General features: G+C 49.8%; 24 protein-coding genes. 11 read left to right on the plus strand and 13 right to left on the minus strand.

Annotated features, from left to right (window positions below; translation table 11 throughout):
* Positions 1-67 precede the first annotated feature (67 nt).
* The 6 genes from clpP (at position 68) to KCG43_RS01210 (ending at position 7,611) form a co-directional block, all read left to right on the plus strand.
* Entirely contained in the window at positions 68-691 is a 624-nt protein-coding gene (clpP, locus tag KCG43_RS01185; protein WP_192015102.1) for an ATP-dependent Clp endopeptidase proteolytic subunit ClpP, read from the plus strand.
* 114 nt (positions 692-805) lie between these two features.
* Positions 806-2,086, plus strand: a complete 1,281-nt coding sequence (gene clpX, locus KCG43_RS01190) for an ATP-dependent protease ATP-binding subunit ClpX (RefSeq protein WP_027252852.1) — start codon at positions 806-808, stop codon at positions 2,084-2,086.
* Positions 2,087-2,225: 139 nt separating this feature from the next.
* Complete coding sequence (gene lon, locus KCG43_RS01195; protein WP_192015103.1) at positions 2,226-4,598, plus strand: endopeptidase La; 2,373 nt, start codon at positions 2,226-2,228, stop codon at positions 4,596-4,598.
* Between the two features lie 234 nt (positions 4,599-4,832).
* A complete protein-coding gene (hupB, locus tag KCG43_RS01200; protein ID WP_027252850.1) occupies positions 4,833-5,105 on the plus strand; it encodes a nucleoid-associated protein HU-beta in 273 nt (90 codons plus the stop codon).
* Positions 5,106-5,300: 195 nt separating this feature from the next.
* Positions 5,301-7,193: a peptidylprolyl isomerase gene (gene ppiD, locus KCG43_RS01205; RefSeq protein WP_218382869.1), complete on the plus strand. Its 1,893-nt coding sequence runs from the start codon at positions 5,301-5,303 to the stop codon at positions 7,191-7,193.
* Between the two features lie 133 nt (positions 7,194-7,326).
* Entirely contained in the window at positions 7,327-7,611 is a 285-nt protein-coding gene (locus KCG43_RS01210; protein ID WP_027252848.1) for a ComEA family DNA-binding protein, read from the plus strand.
* Between the two features lie 62 nt (positions 7,612-7,673).
* Here KCG43_RS01210 and rrtA read toward each other — a convergent pair whose 3' ends face one another.
* Positions 7,674-8,246: a rhombosortase gene (gene rrtA / locus KCG43_RS01215; RefSeq protein WP_225445091.1), complete on the minus strand. Its 573-nt coding sequence runs from the start codon at positions 8,244-8,246 to the stop codon at positions 7,674-7,676.
* A 10-nt stretch (positions 8,247-8,256) separates the two neighbouring features.
* Between rrtA and KCG43_RS01220 the strand changes: the two genes are divergently transcribed.
* A complete protein-coding gene (locus KCG43_RS01220; protein ID WP_218382870.1) occupies positions 8,257-8,871 on the plus strand; it encodes a tRNA-uridine aminocarboxypropyltransferase in 615 nt (204 codons plus the stop codon).
* Here KCG43_RS01220 and KCG43_RS01225 read toward each other — a convergent pair.
* From KCG43_RS01225 to KCG43_RS01250, 6 genes are all read right to left on the minus strand, one after another.
* Entirely contained in the window at positions 8,868-10,232 is a 1,365-nt protein-coding gene (locus KCG43_RS01225; RefSeq protein ID WP_192015107.1) for an anti-phage deoxyguanosine triphosphatase, read from the minus strand. The two genes, KCG43_RS01220 and KCG43_RS01225, sit on opposite strands and share 4 nt — an antisense overlap.
* On the minus strand, positions 10,232-10,816 hold the full coding sequence (gene yfbR / locus KCG43_RS01230; RefSeq protein WP_046218758.1) for a 5'-deoxynucleotidase: 585 nt from the start codon (positions 10,814-10,816) through the stop codon (positions 10,232-10,234). The genes KCG43_RS01225 and yfbR overlap by 1 nt, the downstream gene beginning before the upstream one ends.
* A gap of 125 nt (positions 10,817-10,941) precedes the next feature.
* Positions 10,942-12,156, minus strand: a complete 1,215-nt coding sequence (locus KCG43_RS01235) for a pyridoxal phosphate-dependent aminotransferase (protein WP_192015108.1) — start codon at positions 12,154-12,156, stop codon at positions 10,942-10,944.
* 304 nt (positions 12,157-12,460) lie between these two features.
* Complete coding sequence (locus KCG43_RS01240) at positions 12,461-14,332, minus strand: MFS transporter (RefSeq protein WP_192015109.1); 1,872 nt, start codon at positions 14,330-14,332, stop codon at positions 12,461-12,463.
* A gap of 14 nt (positions 14,333-14,346) precedes the next feature.
* Positions 14,347-14,943 carry a TetR/AcrR family transcriptional regulator gene (locus KCG43_RS01245; RefSeq protein ID WP_161446525.1) on the minus strand — a complete coding sequence of 199 codons (597 nt, stop codon included), beginning with the start codon at positions 14,941-14,943 and terminating at the stop codon, positions 14,347-14,349.
* A gap of 166 nt (positions 14,944-15,109) precedes the next feature.
* Entirely contained in the window at positions 15,110-15,517 is a 408-nt protein-coding gene (locus tag KCG43_RS01250; RefSeq protein ID WP_027252841.1) for a TM2 domain-containing protein, read from the minus strand.
* Positions 15,518-15,803: 286 nt separating this feature from the next.
* On the opposite strand from KCG43_RS01250, the gene KCG43_RS01255 reads away from it, so the two are divergent.
* Together KCG43_RS01255 and KCG43_RS01260 are read left to right on the plus strand one after the other, a co-directional pair.
* The gene (locus tag KCG43_RS01255; protein ID WP_218382872.1) at positions 15,804-16,661 is read left to right on the plus strand and encodes a Tim44 domain-containing protein; all 858 of its coding nucleotides are present in this window, start codon (positions 15,804-15,806) and stop codon (positions 16,659-16,661) included.
* Positions 16,662-16,835: 174 nt separating this feature from the next.
* Positions 16,836-17,081, plus strand: a complete 246-nt coding sequence (locus KCG43_RS01260; RefSeq protein WP_192015111.1) for a TIGR02647 family protein — start codon at positions 16,836-16,838, stop codon at positions 17,079-17,081.
* Here the strand turns inward: KCG43_RS01260 and KCG43_RS01265 are convergent.
* Entirely contained in the window at positions 17,058-17,324 is a 267-nt protein-coding gene (locus KCG43_RS01265; RefSeq protein WP_027252838.1) for a YkgJ family cysteine cluster protein, read from the minus strand. The two genes, KCG43_RS01260 and KCG43_RS01265, sit on opposite strands and share 24 nt — an antisense overlap.
* A gap of 311 nt (positions 17,325-17,635) precedes the next feature.
* Between KCG43_RS01265 and KCG43_RS01270 the strand changes: the two genes are divergently transcribed.
* Positions 17,636-18,070 (plus strand): YcgN family cysteine cluster protein, encoded by a 435-nt coding sequence (locus tag KCG43_RS01270; protein WP_192015112.1) that lies wholly within the window; start codon positions 17,636-17,638, stop codon positions 18,068-18,070.
* A 43-nt stretch (positions 18,071-18,113) separates the two neighbouring features.
* Here the strand turns inward: KCG43_RS01270 and KCG43_RS01275 are convergent, their stop codons facing one another.
* From KCG43_RS01275 to KCG43_RS01285, 3 genes are all read right to left on the minus strand, one after another.
* Positions 18,114-18,581, minus strand: a complete 468-nt coding sequence (locus tag KCG43_RS01275; RefSeq protein WP_192015113.1) for an arsenate reductase ArsC — start codon at positions 18,579-18,581, stop codon at positions 18,114-18,116.
* An 81-nt stretch (positions 18,582-18,662) separates the two neighbouring features.
* Positions 18,663-19,622, minus strand: coding sequence for a tRNA dihydrouridine(16) synthase DusC (dusC, locus tag KCG43_RS01280; RefSeq protein ID WP_218382875.1), 960 nt, complete (start codon positions 19,620-19,622; stop codon positions 18,663-18,665).
* 82 nt (positions 19,623-19,704) lie between these two features.
* The gene (locus KCG43_RS01285) at positions 19,705-20,406 is read right to left on the minus strand and encodes an NAD-dependent epimerase/dehydratase family protein (RefSeq protein ID WP_218382877.1); all 702 of its coding nucleotides are present in this window, start codon (positions 20,404-20,406) and stop codon (positions 19,705-19,707) included.
* 134 nt (positions 20,407-20,540) lie between these two features.
* Here KCG43_RS01285 and KCG43_RS01290 point away from each other — a divergent pair, with 134 nt between their 5' ends.
* Positions 20,541-21,197: an SEC-C metal-binding domain-containing protein gene (locus tag KCG43_RS01290; RefSeq protein WP_218382879.1), complete on the plus strand. Its 657-nt coding sequence runs from the start codon at positions 20,541-20,543 to the stop codon at positions 21,195-21,197.
* Between the two features lie 33 nt (positions 21,198-21,230).
* Here KCG43_RS01290 and dsbB read toward each other — a convergent pair whose 3' ends face one another.
* Together dsbB and nhaB are read right to left on the minus strand one after the other, a co-directional pair.
* Positions 21,231-21,752 carry a disulfide bond formation protein DsbB gene (dsbB, locus tag KCG43_RS01295; protein ID WP_192015117.1) on the minus strand — a complete coding sequence of 174 codons (522 nt, stop codon included), beginning with the start codon at positions 21,750-21,752 and terminating at the stop codon, positions 21,231-21,233.
* A gap of 112 nt (positions 21,753-21,864) precedes the next feature.
* Positions 21,865-23,454 (minus strand): Na(+)/H(+) antiporter NhaB, encoded by a 1,590-nt coding sequence (gene nhaB / locus KCG43_RS01300; RefSeq protein ID WP_192015118.1) that lies wholly within the window; start codon positions 23,452-23,454, stop codon positions 21,865-21,867.
* Between the last annotated feature and the right edge of the window lie 306 nt (positions 23,455-23,760).

Here is a 23,760-nt window from a genome sequence, read left to right on the forward strand (position 1 = left end):
TCTTCTGCTAACAATGGTCCGTATGAGTCAATCATTCGGGCCATTAATTTTTTGGGGAAATAAGGTTATGAGCTACCAAGATAATAACGCCATGTCGCCAATTATGAATGCGCTGGTTCCTATGGTGGTCGAGCAGACCTCTCGTGGCGAGCGTTCCTACGACATCTATTCCCGACTATTGAAGGAGCGTGTGATCTTTCTGACCGGCCAGGTTGAAGATCAGATGGCGAACCTGGTTGTGGCACAGCTGTTGTTCCTGGAGTCAGAGAACCCTGACAAAGATATTTTCCTGTATATTAACTCCCCTGGTGGCTCAGTCACTGCAGGTATGTCCATCTATGACACTATGCAACACATCAAACCGGATGTGAGTACCTTCTGTATGGGACAAGCATGTTCAATGGGTGCATTCCTGCTGGCAGGTGGAGCGAAAGGTAAACGTTTTTGTCTGCCTAATTCCCGTGTAATGATCCACCAACCATTAGGCGGTTTCCAGGGACAGGCTTCTGATATTCAGATTCATGCTCAGGAAATTCTGACAATTAAGAAGCGATTAAACAATCTGCTGGCTGACCATACCGGCCAACCATTGGAAATCGTTGAAAAAGATACAGACCGTGACAACTTCATGTCTGCTGAGCAGGCTGCGGAGTATGGACTGGTTGATGCCGTTTTGAATAAGCGTGACTAACCTGTCATTATGGTGCACAGTGCTCTGAAGGCGCAAGGTGACAGCAAAGTGACGAGAGATGTTATACACTCAAAACAAGGCAAGGATGGGTGAAACCCAATATGAGGTTAGCGAATGACAGATAAGCGAAAAGAGAGTGGTAGTGGAAAACTGCTGTACTGCTCTTTCTGCGGTAAAAGTCAGCATGAAGTTCGCAAGCTGATTGCTGGCCCTTCTGTGTATATTTGCGATGAGTGCGTCGATCTGTGTAACGACATCATTCGCGAAGAAATCAAAGAAGTTATGCCAAAGCGCGATGGTAATGAACTGCCAACGCCAAGGGAGATCCGCACGCACTTAGATGATTATGTCATCGGCCAGGATCACGCGAAGAAAGTACTGGCTGTAGCTGTCTACAACCATTACAAGCGTTTGCGTAATGGCGACACCACAAGTGATGGTGTCGAGTTGGGTAAAAGTAACATCCTGCTGATAGGTCCGACGGGTAGTGGTAAAACACTGCTTGCAGAAACGCTGGCGCGTATGCTGGATGTACCTTTCACTATGGCGGATGCAACGACCCTGACCGAAGCCGGTTATGTCGGTGAAGATGTAGAAAACATCATCCAGAAGTTGCTGCAGAAATGTGATTACGATGTCGCTAAAGCTGAGCGCGGAATAGTTTATATTGATGAAATTGACAAGATTTCCCGTAAATCTGACAACCCATCAATTACCCGTGACGTGTCTGGCGAAGGTGTGCAGCAGGCGCTGCTGAAATTGATCGAGGGTACGGTTGCCTCTGTGCCTCCACAGGGCGGTCGTAAACATCCTCAGCAGGAGTTCCTGCAGGTTGATACATCGAAAATACTCTTTATTTGTGGTGGTGCATTTGCAGGCCTGGATAAAGTGGTAGAGCAACGTGTGGCAACCAGTTCAGGTATTGGTTTTGGTGCGGAAGTCCGCTCTAAAGATCAGCGCAACACACTCAGTGATTTGTTCGAGAAAGTCGAACCGGAAGATCTGGTGAAATACGGTTTGATCCCTGAGTTTATCGGTCGTCTGCCAGTCACTGCGATTTTGAGTGAGCTGGATGAATCTGCTCTGGTGCAGATTCTGCGTGAGCCGAAAAATGCGCTGACAAAACAGTATGCTGCATTACTGGAGCTGGAAAACGTTGAACTGGAATTTCGTGACGATGCGCTGCAGGCAATTGCCCGTAAAGCCATGGAACGTAAAACCGGTGCACGTGGCCTTCGCTCTATCGTAGAGGCGGTGCTGCTGGATACCATGTATGAGCTACCTTCTGCCGAAGGCGTGAGTAAAGTAGTGATTGATGAGTCGGTTATTAAAGGTGAATCTGAACCTTTGCTGATTTATGAAAACACTGAAAATCAAGCTGCAGGCGGCGAGTAAGTGGTTGCAAAACGTACAGTTTGAGTAAATAAAGGAGGCTTTGGCCTCCTTTTTGATTTTCTGGCAAATCGACCGTTGAATCTTGTCAGTCTGCCCCCATATACTCACTAAAAGAGACTGAACGGAAAGAGAGAACAATATGAACCTGGAGCGTTCGGAACGCCTTGCCATTCCCGTTCTGCCACTGCGTGACGTGGTGGTCTACCCTCATATGGTTATTCCATTGTTTGTAGGCCGGGATAAATCCATTCGTTGCCTTGAAACCGCAATGGATAACGATAAACAAATTTTGTTGGTTGCCCAAAAAGAAGCGGCAACTGACGAACCAACCGTTGACGATCTCTATGATGTCGGCACAGTGGCGACCATACTGCAGCTCCTGAAATTGCCTGATGGCACAGTGAAGGTGTTGGTAGAAGGTCAGCAGCGTGCAAACGTTAAAAAGTTGACTGACGACGAATTTTTCAGTGCGGAAGCGGAATTTCTGGTCACGCCGGAAATGGACGAGCGCGAGCAGGAAGTGCTGGTTCGCACTGCGATCAATCAGTTTGAAGGCTTTATCAAGCTGAACAAGAAGATCCCGCCTGAAGTGCTTACGTCACTGAATGGTATTGATGAGGCCGCTCGCCTTGCCGATACCATTGCTGCGCACATGCCACTGAAACTGGCAGATAAGCAGAAAGTGCTCGAAATTGTGGATATCACGGAACGTCTGGAGTTCCTGATGGCCATGATGGAGTCTGAAATTGATCTGCTGCAGGTAGAGAAACGTATCCGTGGCCGCGTCAAGAAACAGATGGAAAAGAGCCAGCGCGAGTACTATCTGAATGAGCAGATGAAAGCCATCCAGAAAGAACTGGGTGAGCTGGACGATGCACCGGACGAATTCGAATCGTTGAAGAAAAAAATCGACGAGTCGAAGATGCCAGCCGAAGCACGTGAAAAAACTGAGCAGGAATTGCAAAAGCTGAAAATGATGTCGCCGATGTCAGCTGAAGCGACTGTGGTTCGTGGTTATATCGACTGGATGCTGAGTGTGCCCTGGCACAAGCGTACCAAGGTCAAGAAAGATCTGGCTAAAGCGGAAGAGATCCTCAATGCCGATCACTATGGTCTGGAACGCGTCAAAGACCGCATTCTTGAGTATTTAGCTGTCCAGAGCCGTATTAATAAGCTGAAAGGCCCGATCCTGTGTCTGGTTGGCCCTCCTGGTGTCGGTAAAACGTCTCTGGGGCAGTCGATTGCTGCTGCCACTGGCCGTAAATACGTGCGTATGGCGCTGGGCGGGGTGCGTGATGAAGCGGAAATCCGTGGTCACCGCCGGACTTACATCGGCTCAATGCCAGGCAAGCTGATCCAGAAAATGGCCAAAGTTGGCGTGAAAAACCCACTGTTCCTGCTGGATGAGATCGACAAGATGTCTTCCGACATGCGTGGCGATCCTGCATCAGCGTTGCTGGAAGTTCTGGATCCGGAACAGAACAATGCGTTTAACGACCATTATCTGGAAGTGGATTACGATTTGTCCGACGTGATGTTCGTGGCGACATCGAACTCGATGAATATTCCTGGCCCGTTACTGGACCGTATGGAAGTGATTCGCCTGTCTGGTTATACCGAGGACGAAAAACTCAACATCGCCAAACGTCACTTGCTGGAAAAACAGATTCAACGTAACGGCCTGAAAAAAGGCGAAGTGGAGATAGAAGATTCTGCCATCATCGGCATCATCCGCTACTACACCCGCGAAGCTGGCGTGCGTAATCTTGAGCGTGAAATTTCCAAATTGTGCCGTAAAGCGGTGAAAGAAATCCTGCTGAACCCGAAAGTGAAAAAGGTCACCATTAATCAGGCGAACCTGAAGCAGTACTTGGGTGTGCAGCGCTTCGACTACGGAAAAGCAGAAGAAAGCAACCGTATTGGACAAGTCACCGGGCTGGCGTGGACCGAGGTGGGCGGCGATCTGCTGACCATTGAAACTGAGTCTATGCCGGGCAAAGGCAAGCTGTCTTACACCGGATCTCTCGGCGATGTGATGCAGGAGTCTATTCAGGCAGCAATGACTGTGGTACGTACTCGCGCAGAGAAACTGGGTATTAATAACGACTTCTATGAGAAGCGTGATATCCATGTTCATGTTCCTGAAGGGGCAACCCCTAAAGACGGCCCAAGTGCGGGTATTGCAATGTGTACGGCACTGGTGTCGAGCCTGACAGGTAACCCTGTGCGCAGCGATGTCGCGATGACAGGTGAAATTACCCTGCGTGGTGAGGTTCTGCCTATCGGTGGTTTGAAAGAAAAACTGCTGGCAGCACACCGTGGTGGTATTAAAACGGTGCTGATTCCAAAAGAGAATGAACGTGATCTGGAAGAGATCCCAGACAACGTTATTGCTGATTTGGAAGTCCGCCCGGTTCGCTGGATTGATGATGTGTTACGCATCGCCCTGGAAAATAATCCGACAGGGATCGAGCTGGTAAATGCTCAAAACAGTGATATGCAGCAAAATTAACAGATGTAAGAGGCTGACTGTGGTGGAAATCGCTTGTCAGCCTTTTTCTGTCTGGCTATAAGTGGGGTCTAATTTGCTGTAAGCTCAATAATAACAAGGCTTACAGCCTGTTCAGTGTCACAATGAGCTGATAAATTAGACCTGATACAAGTTTTTGATTGTCCTTTGTCGTCACAGCGTAAACATAGATTATGCTGTTGTCAGGAAGACAATGTTCATAGAGGGGAAGAAATCGTGAACAAAACTCAATTGGTTGATAAAATTGCCGAAGGTGCTGATATTTCTAAAGCATCTGCTGGCCGTGCGCTGGACGCTTTCATTGAGGCAGTATCTGAGTCTCTGAAGGAAGGTGACCAGGTTGCGCTGGTTGGTTTTGGTACATTCTCTGTTCGTGAGCGCGCTGCCCGTACCGGCCGTAACCCACAAACGGGTGAAGAAATCCAAATCGCAGCAGCACGTGTACCAGGTTTCAAACCAGGTAAAGCGCTGAAAGATTCTGTCAACTGATTCTGGCTTTGCCAGTAAGTTGAAATGAACAAAACCTTACGCTTCTTGTCATATAGTGGCATTATTGCGTAACACGAGAGCGCATCATATCTGATGCGCTTTTTTTACATTGTATCAGGGTGAACAGATTGTGATTCCTCAGAATCGTAATCAACAGTTATTGCCAGCTCGAACAACTAGGAGATACGGCACGTTATGATGGAGCGGATGCGCGAAGGCGTTAGCAGCATTTGGGTGAAGATTATTCTCTCCCTAATCATATTTTCTTTTGTCTTTGCCGGTGTAGGCAGTTATCTGGCAAATTCTAATCAGCCTGTAGCGGCAAAGATTGACGGCGAGGAAATCAGCCAGAATCAGTTCGAGCAGGCATACCAGAACGAACGTAACCGTATGCAGTCGCAGCTGGGAGAGTATTTCTCTACGCTGATGGGTGACCCTGGCTATGTTCAGCAGTTTCGTCGCAGTGTGCTAGACCGTTTGGTGAACGATGCGCTGATTGAGCAACGTGCTAACGAGCTGGGCTTACGTATCAGTGATGATCAGGTGAAGCAAGCAATCCGTTCAATGCCTGAGTTTCAGCGTGACGGTAAGTTTGACAACGAAGTGTATGCTTCTTTGCTTCGTCGCTCGCGTTTCACGCCTGATCAATTTGCCGAGTACATGCGTACCGACATGCTGCGTCAGCAGCTGCTGAGCGCTATTCAGGGCAGTGATTTTGCATTGAATAACGAATTAACTCAGTTGCAGCAACTGGAGCAACAACAGCGTGAAGTGCGCAGTCTGACCCTGAACCTAGATACGTTTAAGGCAACTACTGAGATCTCAGAAAGCGACAGCAAAGATTACTATGAGCAGCACCCGGAAGCCTTTACACGTCCGGAGCAAGTGAAAGTTGCTTATATTGAGCTGTCTGGCGATACACTGAAAAGTACCATGGATGTCAGTGATGATGAGCTGAATGCGTATTATCAGGATAACCTGACTAAGTTCTCGACGCCTGAACAGCGCCATGTTCGCCACATTCTGATTCAGGGTGACGATGCAGAGGCCCAGTCAAAGGCGGAAGCGATTCTTGCCGAGCTGAGCCAGGGAGCGGATTTTTCCGAGCTGGCAAGCTCCAAATCGGATGACACTTTTAGTGCGAAACAGGGTGGTGAGCTGGACTGGTTTGAGCGTGGTGTGATGGACCCTGCGTTTGAAGAAGCGGCTTTTGCTTTGGAAAACCAAGGCGATCTGTCTGGCGTAGTGAAATCCTCATTTGGCTATCACATCATTCAGCTGGAAGCGGTCAAAGCACCTACTGCCAAGCCTCTTGCCGAGGTTCGCAGCGGTCTGTTGGCGGATCTGCGTGAACAAAAAGCGGCTGAAGCGTTTTATCAGTTGCAGACCAAACTGGCGGAATCTGCTTTCGAGATACCGGATTCATTGGATGATGCGGCTAAAGCGGTCAATGCTAAAGTACAGAAGACTGACTTCTTCGCACTTAACAATGCCCAGGGCGTGTTGGCTTCACCTGCTGTTGTCCAGGCGCTAGGTAATGCGGAAGTACGTGAAGATGGTTTGAATTCTGAAGTCATTGAATTGGGTTCGGAGCATATCATTGTTGTGCGTGTTGATGAGTCTCGCCCTGAACAACTGCTACCGTTTGAGGAGGTTGCTGCTCAGGTGCATGAGATAATGGCAGCCCAGCGTGGTGAAGAAGCGGCTGAGAAGCAGGCTGATGAGATTCTTGCTGCATTGCGTAATGGTGATAGCGCCATTTTGGAGCAGTATGAACTGAGCTTTTCTGAACCTCAGACTATCAGTCGTCGTGGCAGCGATCCTGTGATTGCACAAGAAGCATTTGCGATGGCAAAACCTGAAGCGGGTAAGTCGGTCTATGGTGTGACTCATGACCAGCAGGGCAATGTTGTTGTGATTGCGCTGGATAAAGTGATTGAGCCTGAGATTGATTCGGCCAGCGTGAATGGGCAACTGGCCGAACAGGTTGCTCAGATGAATGCTCAGCAGGATGTAGCCGCTTTACTTGATGTTCTGCGCGCTGATGCAGAAGTGACCTATCCGGTATTGGATGCATCTGCAAACTAAATGTAATTGATAATTATAATAGACGGGCCGCTTTGTGCGGCCCGTCGTTTTTTTATCTTGTCATATTCTGGCGAGCATTATTGTGTGATTAAAAATGATTATCCTTGTGCTGAATTAACACCAAGGAGAAAAAATGAAAAACACATTTGCATTAATTTTGCTGGCGTCGAGCGTTGTCTTACCTGGAGTGGTGGATGCGTCCGATAAGCATGAAGGGATTGAAATAACAATTAATATCAATAGTGCCAATGCTGAGGAACTGGATAAGCTACTATTAGGCGTTGGTCCGGATAAAGCTCAGAGCATTATTGAATACCGGGAGCAGAATGGGAAATTTGCCACTATCGAGGATCTGAGTAAGGTCAAAGGCATTGGCGCCTCTACTGTAGACAAAAACCGCGATCGCATTCAGCTCTGATGAGCTGAAGACTGAAACGCCACTATCTTGTAAGGGGTGCAATGCGCCCCTTGCAACCTGCATTATTTAACGGGTGATGCTGATAACCTGAAAGCAGGTGGCAGCATGGCTAACAAGAAGCCACCGACAGCGCCTGCAAGATGCGCTTCCACTGCAATCTGTGCTTTAATCATGGACGCAGTTTCAGCGGACCCTCCGCTATACAAATCCCAGCTGATTTTTAGGATACCGGCTATCAGCAATAACCGTCCACCAGCACGCTGTGTGCGAATATCCTGACAGGCTCCCCAAATGAAAATCCCATGTAACAGGCCGGACAATCCTGCGTAACCGTCCAGCTTGGTAAGAAACAGAGACAGGCCTACAATCAAGCTTAACGAGGCTAGTAACAGCCCGAAGCGTCCTGCAGTCAGGTAAAACCGGAACAGATAACTGATTATCAGCAAACCTGAAACATTCATGCCGAGATGGGCCCAATTGGTGTGGGTGAAATTTCCTGTTAGGATCCGCCACCATTGCCCGGCTTCAATGAGTGGACGCTGCCATTCAAGCAGTGCATGAAGTGGTGCAAGCTGTGCTGCGACACAAAAAAGACAGGTTGCCAGCAGAGACAGGAGCAGAGATCGTGATAACAAGGGCACCTCAATGAGCCGATACTGTGAAGATTGCGGTAAAGCAGGCAATGCCTGCATTTGCCAGTGGATTGAAAAAATTGATGCTAGAACTGAACTCTGGATATTGCAACACCCGTCTGAAGTCAGCCGGCCGCTCGGTACGGCCCGTATTCTGACCTTATCGCTGCCAAACGCGCGCTTATGGGTAGGTGAAGATTTCAGCCGGCATGAGGAAATTAATAGCCTGCTGGCTGACCCTGATCGCCATGCTGCGGTGCTCTATCCGGATGAGCAGGCTGTGCCGCTTTCCCGTCGGGCTGCATCAAATTCGCTTCCTCTGACGACATTAATACTCTTGGATGGTACATGGAAGAAGGCGTATAAAATGTGGCGCTTGTCAGCTAACCTGCAAGCCTTGCCGTGCGTGTGCCTTGATGATGTACCCGCGGGGAATTACCGGATTCGAAAATCACCCAAACAATCAGGATTATCAACCGTTGAAGCGGCCTTTCACGCCCTGAGTCAGCTTGAAGGCGAAAGCCGGCGTTTTTTGCCATTAGTGACTGCGTTTGAAAAGATGATTGATTTTCAGATTAGCCATATGCCGCCCGGACTGTTCGAACGGCATTATGGCAAGCAGCCTTAAACAATAGGCCCTATTTTCCATTCACTGGCAGGTTGAAACAGGTTGCTATAAAGACGTTGGGCGAACCCGTCTGTCATCCCGGCAATATAGTCAGCAATGATCCGCTGTTCATTTTCACTATGATGGATGGCTGTGCGCCAGCGGTCGCGTGTACTGGCCGGCAGCAACCGCTCGGGATCAGAGGTGAAAGCCTCGAACATTTCCATGATGATCTGCTGCCCTTTGTACTCAAGCAGCTGAATTTCCGGTTTATGGACCACGTACTCGCTGACAAATTGCTTCAGTACTGTCAGGGCGCTTTCCATGGGGGCCGACAGGTAGGCGTTCCATTTTAGCAGTGGTTCGCTGAATGCAGGGGCATTTTCGGCGGTTGTCGGGCCAATCTCAATCGCTGTGATAAGGGCATTCACCAAAGCACCAATGGCATCTTTGCGCTGATGGTGATCGGCAAACAACTGCTGACTCAGCCACTCCGTCCGAGAAGCCAGCCAGGGTTCCCCACAGTGCAGTAACTGGCTGGCTGCAGCCTCTTCCCATTGTTTCTGTGTCACTATGCCCATGACGATGGCATCTTCCAAATCGTGCACGCCATACGCAATGTCGTCGGCAAGTTCCATGATGGAACAGTCTAAAGACTTAAAGCGTGTTTTGAGGTGTTGAGTGGGAGAATGCCGCTCGCTGCGCATCATACCGAACAGCTCCCTGTCTTGCTCTGGAAGAGAAGACAGTACCCACTCAAAGGTCTCTTTGTCGTCGCGGTAAATTCCCTTGGCCGGCTGCCAGTCTTTGGCACGCAAATGCCGGAAGTCGCTGACTTCAGGGGGTTGCTCTGTGGCTCTTGTATCGCGGATAAAAGCCGGGTATTTCAGCAGCCCGAGCAAAGTGCGGCGTGATAAATTCATACCAAACTTTTCGGTATAGGGCTCAAGTAATGTGACAATTCTGAAAGTCTGCGCATTGCCTTCAAAGCCACCATGATCACGCATCATATAATTGAGCGCTACCTCACCACCATGGCCAAACGGCGGATGCCCGATGTCATGCGCCAGACACAGGCTTTCCATCAGGCTGTTTGAGGGCAAGAGCGAGCGAAATTCGGGCTGCTTGATTTTCAGCTGAGCCACGATGCCGGTGCCGATTTGGGAAGCTTCCAGCGAGTGGGTCAGCCGGGTGCGGTAAAAGTCGTGGTGACCGGCGCCATGGACCTGAGTTTTGGCCTGTAAGCGGCGAAAGGCCGCAGAGTGAAGAATTCTGGCGCGATCACGCTGATAGGCAGTACGGTGATCATCGCGTCTTTCCTTGTGCTCCTGACTCTTTCTTGCTTGCCACAGAGCGGTGCTTGGGTCACTGGGTAAAGGCATTAACTGATCTCATCCAAAGTTAGGTTGAAACTGGTGGCGAAGGTTTTCAGGAAATAGCTCATTTCCTGTGTCTTTCGCTCTTCCAGCGTTTCTTCGAGACGTTTCTTGGCCTGTGTGAATTCGTGATTGCCGGCACTGAGCTCTTCCAGACATTTCAGGTAAGCACACAAGGTATCGGCCTGCTTGACTATGTGGTAGTCCTGCTGGTCGATGGCATCACTGACCAGCAAAGGGGCGTAGTCGGCCTGAAACTCGTCGGGGAGCATAGAAAGCAGCCTTTGCTCGGCGGCCAGTTCAATCTTTTTGTACTCTTCTGCAATAGTCGGGTTGAAGTATTTGATCGGTGTTGGCATGTCGCCTGTCAGTACTTCACTGGCATCATGAAACATGGCCAGCAGGGCGATACGTTCAGGGTTTAGCTGCCCACCGAAGTGGCGGTTTTTGATCAATGCCAGAGCGTGGGCGACAAAAGCCACCTGAAGGCTGTGTTCTGAGACATTCTCAGTTGCCACGCAGCGCATAAGCGGCCAGCGCTGAATCAGTTTCATACGAGCGAGATGAGCAAAAAAATGGCTGGTTTTCATGATGTTTCCACATTGATCAGACTGCTATTTAAACCTAACAGATTTTTTGCAGCCTAGGAAACAACAAAAGCCCCGAGAATCGGGGCTTTGCGATACATACTGAAGGGTTTATTGCCAATAACCAGTTATTGGCGGTAACCGTGAAGAAATCGCTCCAAACGACCGATGGCCATTTCCAGGTCATCAACCCTGGGTAATGTCACTATGCGGAAGTGATCCGGCTTTTTCCAGTTAAAACCTGTGCCGTGGACTATCAGTACTTTCTCTTGCTGTAGGAAGTCCAGTGCCATTTTCTGATCATCGACAATGTTGAACTTCTTCTGATCCAGTTTAGGGAATAAGTACAAGGCACCTTTAGGTTTCACGCATGACACGCCGGGAATTTGCGTAATCATGTCGTAGGCCTTGTTTCTCTGCTCTAGCAAGCGACCACCAGGCAGGATAAGCTCGTTAATGCTCTGGTAGCCACCTAAAGCTGTCTGTACTGCATGCTGCATCGGCACGTTGGCACACAGACGCATTGAGGCCAGCATATCCAGGCCTTCGATGTAGCGTTTGGCAACGTGGCGTGGCCCTGAGAGCAACATCCAGCCAGCGCGGAAGCCACAGACACGGTAAGACTTAGACAAACCATTGAAGGTGACACAGAACACGTCTTCTGCCAGTGGTGCGATAGAAGTGTGCTGGGCGCCGTCATAGAGAATTTTGTCGTAAATTTCGTCGGCAAAGATAATCAGTTTGTGCTGACGGGCGATTTCAATCACTTCCAGCAAAAAGTCACGGCTGTAGACAGCACCGGTTGGGTTGTTCGGGTTGATCAACACAATCCCGCGCGTTTTCGGGGTGATTTTACTGCGAATGTCGTCAAGGTCCGGATACCAGTCTGATTCTTCATCACAGATATAGTGCACAGGATTGCCGCCAGACAAGGATATGGCCGCAGTCCACAGCGGGTAATCGGGTGCAGGAACCAGAATTTCATCCGTGTTATCCAGCAGTGCCTGCATCGCCATGACGATCAGTTCGGATACGCCATTGCCGATATATACGTCTTCGACATCTAAATCCAGCAGGCCGCGTCTCTGGTAATGCTGCACTACGGCTTTACGTGCCGAGTAAATGCCTTTTGAATCGCAGTAACCCTGTGAGGTTGGCAGATTGCGGATCACGTCCACCAGGATTTCATCCGGAGCATCAAAACCGAATGGGGCGGGGTTGCCAATGTTGAGCTTAAGAATTTTGTGGCCTTCTTCTTCCATGCGCTTGGCATGTTTAAGAACGGGACCCCTTATGTCATAACAAACATTGTTGAGCTTGGTAGACATCCCGATGTTGTGCATGTGGTCATCCTGCGAAAAAGTGAACATTTCCCACAAATTACACTAAATGCCACCTTTTGATAAAGGGTTTGCAGGAAAAAATTATGTGAAGGGGCGTAATTTTAATGTTTATCAGAATAATAAACTAAAAGAGTGAAAAGTGGTCTGTGAGGTGTGAGGCCGATGATATCTCGGCTTCACTGGATAATGGCTGGTTTTAATGATTGTTATTGATTTATATGTTGGTGGATTATTCTGTATAAATTTTTAAGGCAGGATAAAAACGGAAAGCGCAAAACCACGCACTTTCCGTTTTGTCAGTGTATTAGCGAGATTCGCCTCGCAGCGCAATAACGGTCTCACGTAAAGCCGCGCTATTGGCTGATTGCGCATTCACCGGGGTCCCGGCGACAATAGTCACACGCGACCAGAAACGTTTCGGCCACTTCAGCAAGGCTTTACCGCCTTCACGGCTGAAGTAACTGCCCCACAAACCTTGCAGTGCCATCGGAATGACAGGCGCAGGGGAGCGTTTCAGGATGAGATCCACACCTCGCATGAAAGGCCCGACTTCTCCATCATGAGTGAGCTTTCCTTCCGGGAAGATACACACTAATTCGCCTTGAGACAGATAGTATTCCACTTCCTCAAAAGCTTTTTGAATAGATCGCCTGTCTTTTGCGGCAATAGGAATGACTTTACAGGCGCTGCAGAAGGCTTTAATGAGTGGCAGTTTGAATATGTCCTCATCCATGATAAAGCGTATCGGGCGAGGGCAGGCACCGGCCAGCAGCAAGGCATCCATATAGCTGACATGGTTGCAGACAATTAATGCACCGCCCTGCTTCGGAATGTTCTCCAACTGCTGGTGGCTTACCCGGTACAAGGTGTGGCTGACAATCCAAATGATAAATCGCCAGAAAAAATCGGGCGCCTGCAGGTAGATATACCCCAGCACCAGCAGATTGAGAACCGCCAGGAAGAGGAAGAACTGCGGTATCGACAAAGACAGTACTGACAGGAAAACGATCGCTGTCACTGAGCTGACGACCATGAAAATGGCATTCCAGATATTGTTCGCCGCAATCACCTGCGCCCGCTCCGACGGCTCGGCGCGGTTTTGCATCATGGCATACAGTGGCACGATATAGATACCGCCAGACACACCCAGCATGGTCAGTGAGAAGAACACCCGAATCAGATCCGGTTGGGTCAGAAAGGCCCACAGTGAGTCTGACACTGGCGCTATATCAGGGGTCGCGAACATCAGGTCTGCACCAAACAGGGTGATGCCGAGTGAGCCCAGCGGAACGATGCCCGGCTCGATACGATGGCCAGACAGGCGGTCGCACAGCAGTGAGCCGATAGCGATACCGATGGAAAACAAGGTCAGCAATACTGAAACCGAAGCGGCATTACCGCCAAGGTATAACTTGGCGAAGTTGGGAAACTGGGTCAGATAACTTGCCCCCAGAAACCAGAACCAGCTGATCCCCAGCACGCACTGCAACACCACTTTATCTTTTGCTGCAATAGACAGCGTTTTGCGGGTTTGTCTGATCGGCTGCCAGCGAAACCGCTGACCTGCACCGCAGGGCTTGGCTGCAGGGATATAACGCGAACTGGCATAGCCTAAGACAGCGAACGATACCACAGCCACTGCCGCTATGGTTCTCGCTGCTTGCTGATCGGCAATGATCCCCGCAAGCAGGGTACCGATCAGTATGGCCAGGAATGTCCCTGTCTCAACCAACGCATTGCCGGAAACCAGTTCTTCCTTTTTCAGGTGCTGAGGCAACAAGGCATACTTGGCCGGGCCAAAGAAAGCCGATTGCGAGCCCATCAGGAACAACAGCAGCAGTAAGGCGGTATAATTTTCTGCCACAAAAGCCACAGCCGCCATAGCCATAATGATGATTTCAGCCATTTTCACTTTTCGCATGATGCTGGCTTTGTCATAGGAATCAGCCAGAACACCGGCAGACGCCGAGAACAAAAAGAAAGGCAAAATAAAGATACCGGCGGCCAGGTTGATAATGAAATCGGACTCAAATGGCAAAGTGCCCGGCGCTGCAAAAGCGATCAGAATTAGCAGAACATTTTTATAAATGTTGTCGTTAAACGCGCCCAGCGCCTGGGTAATGAAATAAGGGAGAAAACGGCGTTGGGTCAGTAAAGCGGATTGTGAATGACTCATCTGGCTGGACTCCTTCATACCTGCCAATTGTTCAGGTAAGTGTCCAGCAGGTTGTCGATCAGCGCTTTTCCGTCAACGGGCGTTGAGGTGAAGAGCTTATCGTCAACGGTCAGCAGGGTAATGCCATGCACGCCAGCCCACAAGACACGACTGGCTTCCATCACCGCGGTTTCTGATTGGTCGGGGATGAGCTGGCGGATAAGGCTTTCCAGCATGTTGATCATGTTGTTGATGCGTTCATTCTGCCACTCAGGCAGTTCCTCGCCATTCATGGTGTGCTGGAAAATCAGCTGCCAGCGGTAAGGATTATCCACCGCAAAATTGAGATAGCAGTAGGCAAGTTTGCGCAGTGCGTCTGTTGTAGACTCTGACTGCTGCAACTGCTTTTCAGCCTCAGCAAACAGTTCATCCATGGTTTGGGCAACAGCATGGAGTAACAGCAGGTTATAGTTGCCAAACACATTGACTAAGGTGCTGGGCACATAGCCAATCATTGCGGCCACTTTACGTAAACTGAGTTCGTGATGGGGGTGCTCGCTGAGAAACTTTTTGACTTGCTCAAGTGTCATGCTGATGAGCTCTTCCCGCGTGTGATCGTTTCGTCTTGCCATGATCTTCCCTACATGGTGCGCTAAGCACAAATAAAAGGCCGGACAGTTTGCTGGCTGCCTTATAGCACAGGCTGCGTGTGCTATAAAAAGTATAGAATATAGAACAATGTTCAATATTCTATGGGCAACAAAACTTCCGGGTCAAGAATGTCTCTATTTACCTGTATTAACGGCGTTCGGCATTTTTGACCGAAACCTGCTCATTCAGGGTCCAGAAATCAATCAAAACACCAATCAGGAAAAAGCCAAACGTCAGTAAATACAAGAGTCCGCTTATCCATTTTCCCATGTACATACGGTGCACGCCGAAGACACCCAGAAAGGTAAGCAGCAACCAGGCAATGTTATAGTCCAGTTCGCCACTTTGGAAACGAAGATCCGCTTCTTTGTCCATGCCGGGGATCAGGAACAGATCGATCAGCCAGCCAATGCCCAACAGACCCAGAGTGAAGAACCACAGTGTGCCGGTCACAGGTTTGCCGTAATAAAAGCGGTGGGCACCGGTAAAGCCAAAAATCCAAAGCAAATAACCTATCAGTTTACTGTGTGTGTTCTGATGCGTCGCTTCATGCATGGTGATTGCCTCACTGTATGCGAATTGAGATAAGTAGGTCTTGCCTAATACTAGGTGGGATGTACACAAAGTAACAAGCCATTTCATTAGCTTAGCCGTAGAAGATCGCATTGTTGACTATGAAGTGATGTCAGCTTGTTGTTGAAAAGTGTAATGGTTTACAGGGAGCATATTCGGCGATCCTGCTAAATTTGGTAACAATTTGGCCGACAGACCTGATTGACTTTACCATCCCCCCAGCTAGGATGCATAAGGATTGCATTTTATAGGCAAAGGTAAAGGATTGATGAAACGCTATATAACCATGTTCGCGTTACTGGTGGCTGTGTCTTTCACTGCTCCGCACGCAGAAGCGAAAAAGTTTGGCGGCAGTAAATCTTTGGGCAAGAGCTATAAAACAGCTCCGGCGCAAAAACAGCAACCGCAGCAAACAGATACGATCAGTAAACAGAACCCAACGGCATCAGCCGGCAAAAAAGGCTTGATGGGCGGACTGCTGGGCGGATTACTTGCCGGTGGACTGCTGGCAGCATTCTTCGGTGGGGCATTTGAAGGTATTCAGTTTATGGATATCCTGATTTTTGGCCTGATCGCTTTTCTGATTTTCAAGTTCCTCAAAGGCATGCGCAAAACCAAGCCGACGGCAATGGGGCATCAGCAGGCGTATGCCGGTGATTCACCCCAGGCACAGCACCGTCAGCAAGCGGATGCATTTACCGGTGCGGCGAGTGCACAGCCTGAGTATCGCGCAACCGATAGTGATGTGCCGTTCAATCTGCCTCCTGGCTTTGACATGAATACTTTTTTGCAAGGTGCTCGTGAGCATTACCGCACACTGCAAGGCGCCTGGAATTACAATGAGCTGGAAACCATCCGTGAGTATGTCAGCCCGGCACTGTTTGAAGACTTAAAAGCAGAGCGTAACAAGCTGGATGGCGAGCAGCACACTGAAGTGATGTACGTTGATGCAGAGCTGGTTCGTGCTGATTACAATGCCAATACCGCTCATCTGAGCGTGAAGTTTGCAGGACGCTACAAAGATAGCCATGAAGGGGTAGAAGAAGATATCTCTGATATCTGGCATTTGGAGCGTGATCTGAGCGCACCGAATGCACCTTGGCTGATTGTCGGTATTCAAGCCTGACAGACTGGGTATAAAGACCCTTAGAAACTCAGCGTTTCATAAACCGCTTAGCCCGGAGAGGGGTAAGCGGTTTTCTTTTTTTTCAGATAATTACTGTTGTTTTGATCTAAACCGCAGCGACTTTGGGTTTCTCTCACTATGCTTGGAGATAAGTTCTTAAGAGGAGAGGTCGCTATGCCCCTGACACCAGAGTTAGTACAAGAATTGAATCTGCTGGTTAAGTTCCCGATGCACAGTGATATGGAGGGGATCAAGGTTAATCATGACGCGAGTTCTGAGATGATCTCTGCCGCACAGCGTTTGTATGATAAAGGGCTCGTCACTCAACCCGATGGCGGCTATCTGACCAGCTCGGGCCATCAGGCATTAGAGCATGCCAAATCAGCCTTGCGAATATTATCCGGCAAAGTGAACGTCTGAGATCTGCTCCAGCTCTGTCAGGTTGAACAGCGCTTGCTGATTGGTGGTGCCGCAGAGATCCGGACAGGGTTTGAAGTGATGACATACTGCCGGTCTTTCCGGCTTGCCAAAAAGCTTGCACAGATTATTGTCGTTTAGCTGAATACAGCGTACCCCGGCAGGTTTGCCATCAGGCATACCCGGAATGGGGGAAGAAATACTCGGGGCAATACAACAGGCTCCGCAGCCTAAACGACAATCCATTCCAACCTTCTATACTTATCTGGCAGTCTTATTCAACAGTGACACTTCGTGGACACAGTCGTGAACACGTTCGTGAACACGTTCGTGAACACGTTCGTGATTCCGGCCAGTATCACTGGCCGTTCATGCTGGTGGCGCAAATTATCACCCATAGTATCGGGAATCAACCTTTGCGGCTGTTGTGTGCCTGCCAAAGAAAGGAAATCCGGACTGAGGCTTGCACTTTGCCGGGCAGACAGCTATAACACCGCCTTGTTTCCTCTTATCCCTACAATAAGAGGGCGAATAACGCATGATATTGGGGCACAGTGATGGCAGCATTTTGGCAAGAGAAAGACCTGACAGCAATGACAGATACAGAGTGGGAATCGCTGTGTGACGGCTGCGGTAAATGCTGTCTGCATAAACTTATCGACGATGATACCGATGAAGTTTATTACACTAATGTTGCCTGCAGTTTACTTGATGACCAAACCTGTTCATGTAAAGACTATGCCAACCGGTTTGAATCGGGCGAAGAGTGCCTCAAGCTTACCCGTGAGCGCATTGATGAGTTCAGCTGGTTGCCGGACACCTGCGCCTATCGCCTGCTGGCCGAAGGTCAGCCCTTGCCGGAATGGCACCCGTTAATTACCGGCTCCAAAGACGCCATGCATGCGGCAAATCAGTCGGTCCGCGATACAGTCGTGTACGAAATTGATGTTATCGACTGGGAGGACCACATTTTAAATCACCCGAATCGCTAGTGTCCGTTGCCTGCAGTCTGACGCCGAAATGACATTCGACGCGCTACAAGGCGGTTTGGCTGAGCTTTGTCTTTATCTCTTCCGCACTGAGGCTATCTATCGGCAGTGTACTCAGCGTATCGACGTGATGTTTCAGCAGCAGTGCGGTTTGTTCACAGGCCTTTTCCTGCTCATCCGGGTCTTGGCTGAGCGTCAAGGGATTGGGTAAATCCCAGTTCACCCGTATGCCGTCTGCCAGCCAGTTCGGACAAGGTTCGCCATGCTGGCTATCGCCGACAGAAATCACAATATCAGGATGGAACCGTGAAAACTCTTCCCAGGACTTACTTCGGTAATCGGCCGGATTCAGGCCCATTGCGCTGAGGTAAGTTTGTATGAATGCAGGCAACTCACCTTTTGGGTCAGAGCCTGCACTGGCGATGTGAAAATGAGCAGGTAAAAAACGTTTAGCGACAGCTTCCGCAAGGATACTTCGGCAAGTATTGTGACGGCTGATAAACAACACTTTCATTCTAAGTCCCACTTATTCAAGGCTCTCCATGTTTCAAGCCTAAGTGTTGTTTATGACGTTTTTGTGTCAGTTGCGCTGCAACTAGCAGGCTTGCCGTAACAATTGCGTTTTTGCAGATTGCAGCACTTCGACAATAGGAGCGGCCTTATTATGGCGGCGGACATCAGCAAACAGAGCTTTGGCTTGCGGGTATTCGTGGCGAAGGTAAGCAAACCACTGTTTGACACGGTTTGGGTAATACAAGCCTTTATCCCCTTTGATTTCGTAACCGGAATATTTCAGCAGCAGATCCAGCACCGTCTCCCATACCATGTGGGGGTGATTATATTTGACTACATTGCCCAGGTTAGGCAGGTTGAGCGCGCCGCGACACACCATCAGAGCATCGGCTTGCGTGGCTTTCATACACTCTTGCCCGTCGGCATGGTTCCAGACTTCACCGTTCGCTACGATTGAAAGCTGTGCTGTCTGTTTTACCTGACGTATGTAATCCCATTTTATCGCCTCGGCTTTATAGCCATCGGTTTTGGTGCGGGCATGAATGGTGATTTCATCCGCTTTGGCCTGCGAAACCGCATCGGTGATCTCAAAGCAGTGACCCGGATCATCCCAGCCTAAACGGACTTTGGCCGAGACTGGCACTCGCGGGTCAACCGCATCACGGACGGCTTTGACGATCTGATACATCAGCTCGGGTTCTTGCAGTAATACCGCACCTCCCCGGCTTTTATTGACTGACTTTGCCGGGCAGCCAAAGTTGATATCGATACCGGGAGAGCCCAGTGAAGCCGCGAGATGGGCGTTTTCGGCCATCCAGTCCGGATCTTGTCCGAGTAACTGAACACGAACAGGTGTGCCTGACAGGGTTTTTCCACCTTGCAGTAATTCCGGGCACAGACGATAGAAGACACTTTTGGGCAGGCGCTGGTCGATCACGCGGACAAATTCAGTCACGCACAGATCGTAGTCATTGATTTCAGTGAGCATTTCCCGCATCAGGTGGTCAAGCACACCTTCCATCGGGCCAAGTATCAGTCTCATAGCCTCAGATTACTGTAGTTCAGTTAAAGAGGCGAGATTGTAGTGTGGTTAAGCTGGCTTGTCACCTTTTGCTCAGTATCTGTCAGGCTTGAGGGCGCTGAGTATCTGCAGCCTGTCGTCTTAGCGCATTGCCGCTGTGAATTTCCGCAGAGGTGGGCGGTAGCTCTAACGCCTTGATTGCCAGATTCAGCATGGTGAGGGCAAGGTCTTCGGCCGGAATGGGGACAAGGTGCGAAAGCGGGCCGATAAGCAAAGGCTGCGCGAGTTCCAAGCCCTTTTGCAACAGCACTTCATCTTGCCGTGATTCTGAGCGCTCACCGCTCAGCGGCCCCGGACGTACGAAGATGCAATGGCTGAAGCCCATGTCACTCAGTGCCTGCTCCATTTTCGCTTTGCAACGCAGATAGAAGGAAGGGGAGTAGGGCGTGGCACCCAGGCTGGAGATGACAACAAGGTGCTGTACGCCCAGCTGTAACATACTGCGCGCCACCGACTTGACCAGCTCTACATCTACGGCTTCAAGCCCGGCTTTGCTGCCGGCAGACTTTTTGGTGGTGCCCAGGCAAATAAAGCCAAGTTCAGGGACGGGATCGGTATCTTCCCATTCTGTGATACGTAATTCAGGATGCACTATCTGCACCAGGTTTTTACTGCGGTAGGGCAATGCGACACGGGTTAGTGCGTATACCTTTTCCATGGTGCCGTTACCGAGCAGCAGGTGCAGAAGCTCGTTGCCCACCAGGCCGGTAGCTCCTGCAATAATAGCGCTGACCTCTCTTTGCATCTTTGTTACCCACAGCTGTTAGCGTTAAGGCCATTTTGGCGTTGTTTTGAATGAAATTTCAACAACAAATCGTCACATTTGCGGCCTTTTCCGTTTGCGTTATACTCGCCGGTAACAACAAACAGGAAAACACCATGACCACATTGATCACGCTCTCTGATGACTGGGCAGGCATGCCGCCGGCCTTTATTGAAGGCGCTTTACTTGCTGCAAATGCAAGCCCTGCTGCAATGGAGCCTGATAACTGGCTGCCCGCGCTGGTTAACGGTGGCCTGGCAGAAGATGAGCCAGTGACCATCAGTCAGCAAGACAGAGCCAGCATACTGGCCCATTTTGAGCACCAATACCTGGCCATAAAATCCGGCGAGTACAGTCTTCCTTTGGATATGCAGTGGCAGGAAGCGCAGGGGGTATCAGAGGCCATGGGGCATTTCGCCGAAGGCTTTCTGGCCGTTTGGCCGCATGTGGCAGTGCACTGGGAAAATAAAACCATTTCCGATGGCACCGGCAGAATGCTGTCGGCCTTGTTGACGACCTGTATGCTGATTCTTGATGAGGCTGGTACGCTGACTCAAATGGCAGATGACGGCGTCGGCGGTATGCCAGAACCCAGTGCATTGTATGCCAATCTGCCTTTTATGATTTCAGAGGTGGTAATGGCTGCTGATGAGTTACAGCAAGGGGGCAGCTCTGCGCAGTCAATCAACCCATATAAAGGGGTTGGCCGCAACGACTCTTGTCCGTGCGGCAGCGGGAAAAAGTTTAAGCAGTGTTGTGGCCGAAAGCAGTGACGGAACACAGGAGGCATAGTGCCTCCTGTGTTGTCAGTATCGGCTTGAGGTTGATTTAACAAACTGAGCTAGCACGATGACAGCCCAGACAATCAGGTTAGCCGCGAAAATGATGACCAGCCATTGCGGCATGGATTGTCCCAGAAATTGCCATACCACTTTACTGCAATCACCGTAAGCTTCGAATAACCAGGGTGCCCATTGATTCAGTGGTGCCCAGGCAGGCAGTTTTACGAACAGATCACAGGTAGCAAATGGGGAGGGGTTAAACTGATAGCCGACATGTTCTTGTGCCAGAGACAGACCACGCCAGGCGCTGTATCCCCATAGCGCCAGTCCGGACCAGCGAACAACACTCACCTCAGGCGCGATCAGGCCAACCAGAGCTGCAATACCAATCCCAAACATCGCAATGCGCTCATAGATACACATGACGCAGGGCGCCAGATTCATCGCGTGCTGGAAAAACAGGGCGCAGCCTTCGAAGAAGACGGCGAAAACTAACAACAGTAGCCACGACAGACGGCGTTGGCTGAAGGTTTTTAACATCTGCATGAAATTCTCTCGGTCAGATATAGCGAAGGGGCTGTAAACGCAAAAGTCGACAACCCCTTGTTACTCAGTGTTTTGCTTAAGCTATGACAACCTAGAGAACCAGAAATTCCCGTTAGTGTCCAGTTACCGGTGCCAATTGTGGAATGGCTTCACTGGCGGCGGACAACCAACCGTTTTGATAGAACCACTCCGTCATAGGGAGCAGCGTCAGCTCAATACCTGCGAGACCAACCAGAGACAAGACCAGTGTATATGGCAGTGCCATATAGACCATGCGTCCGTATGACAGTCGGATCAACGGTGCCAATGCCGATGTCAGTGCAAACAGGAAAGCAGCCTGACCGTTTGGCGTCGCGACCGATGGCAGGTTGGTGCCTGTGTTGATGGCTACGGCCAACATGTCGAAGCGTTCGCGGTCAATCATGCCGTCGATCAGCGCTGATTTCACTTCATTGATATAGACAGTACCGACAAAAACGTTATCCGACACCATGGATAACAGCCCGTTGGCAATGTAGAACATCCCCATTTGCGCACTGCCATCCATTTCCAGTACGGCAGTAATAATAGGGCTGAACAGTTTTTGCTCAATGATCACTGCCACGACTGAAAAGAAAACGGCCAGCAGAGCGGTGAATGGCAGAGCTTCTTCAAAGGCTTTACCCAAAGAGTGCTCTTCAATGATACCGGTAAACGCAGTAGCCAGGATGATCACGGTCAGACCAATCAAGCCGACAGCAGCCAAATGCAGGGCCAGACCGGCAATCAGCCAGACGGCTATGATGACTTGAATCCAGAGTTTAGCGATATCCAGATTGGTACGACGCTTACGTTCTTCGTTATCGTAGTCGATCAGAATGTTGCGTACGTTTTCAGGAAGCTTGGCGCCGTAGCCGCACAAACCAAACTTTTCGACCAGAGCACAAGTGATGAGGCCGCAAAAGAAAACCGGCACGGTTACAGGCGCCATACGCAGGAAGAATTCGCCAAACTGCCAGCCCGCCTGATTGGCAATGATCAGGTTTTGCGGTTCACCGACCATGGTCATGACACCACCCAGAGCGGTACCCACACCAGCATGCATCAACAGGCTACGCAGGAAGGCCCGGTAGTTTTCCAGATCATCGCGGCTCAGTTCTTGAATGGCATGGTCGGAAGTGTGGTCGTGAGACGCATGTGGCTCCTGACCGGAGGCGACTTTATGGTAGATGCTGTAGAAACCTGTGGTCACACTGATCACAACGGCAATCACAGTCAGGGCATCCAAAAATGCCGACAGGAAGGCTGCCATGACACAGAAAGACAGTGACAGCAGAATTTTTGAGCGGATGCCTATCAATATCTTAGTGAAAATGAACAGCAGCAACTGCTTCATAAAGTAAATGCCCGCCACCATGAAGATAAGCAGCAGCAAGACTTCAATATTGGCGACCAGTTCATGTTTGACCAGTTCAGGTGTCGTCATGCCGATGGCGACAGCCTCAATGGCCAGCAGGCCACCAGGCTGGAGCGGGTAGCATTTCAGTGCCATTGCCAGAGTGAAGATAAACTCAACAACCAGTAGCCAGCCAGCGACAAAAGGGTCGATGAAGAAAAAAACGATGGGGTTGATCACCAAGAAGGCAATGATCGTGAGTTTATACCAGTCGGGCGCTTTACCCAGAAAGTTCTTAATAAACGCGTTCCCTAGCGTGATAGCCATTTTTTTGATCTCTGTGTTATTTATGGGCGTTAACAAAACAGCAGGCGTACCTCAGCCCTGGCCCAGAATGTTTCCGAGTCATTGAAATCCCTGATATTTTGATGACAAATCGCTTCCTTTCCGGGGAATTGTCATTGCTGACTCCCCTTATTTACGGGTCGCAATTTTAACCGATTGTATGAATTGTTTGTTAAGGTGTTAATATTTCGTAACACAAAAATAGAGTGTAAATCCAAACCATGGACTACGACTTAGAGATTGTACCAGAAATGGTTAGAAATATATCTGCCAGAACAATAAGTTGGG

This window comes from Photobacterium sp. WH24, assembly GCF_019204055.1.
Classification (GTDB): domain Bacteria; phylum Pseudomonadota; class Gammaproteobacteria; order Enterobacterales; family Vibrionaceae; genus Photobacterium; species Photobacterium arenosum.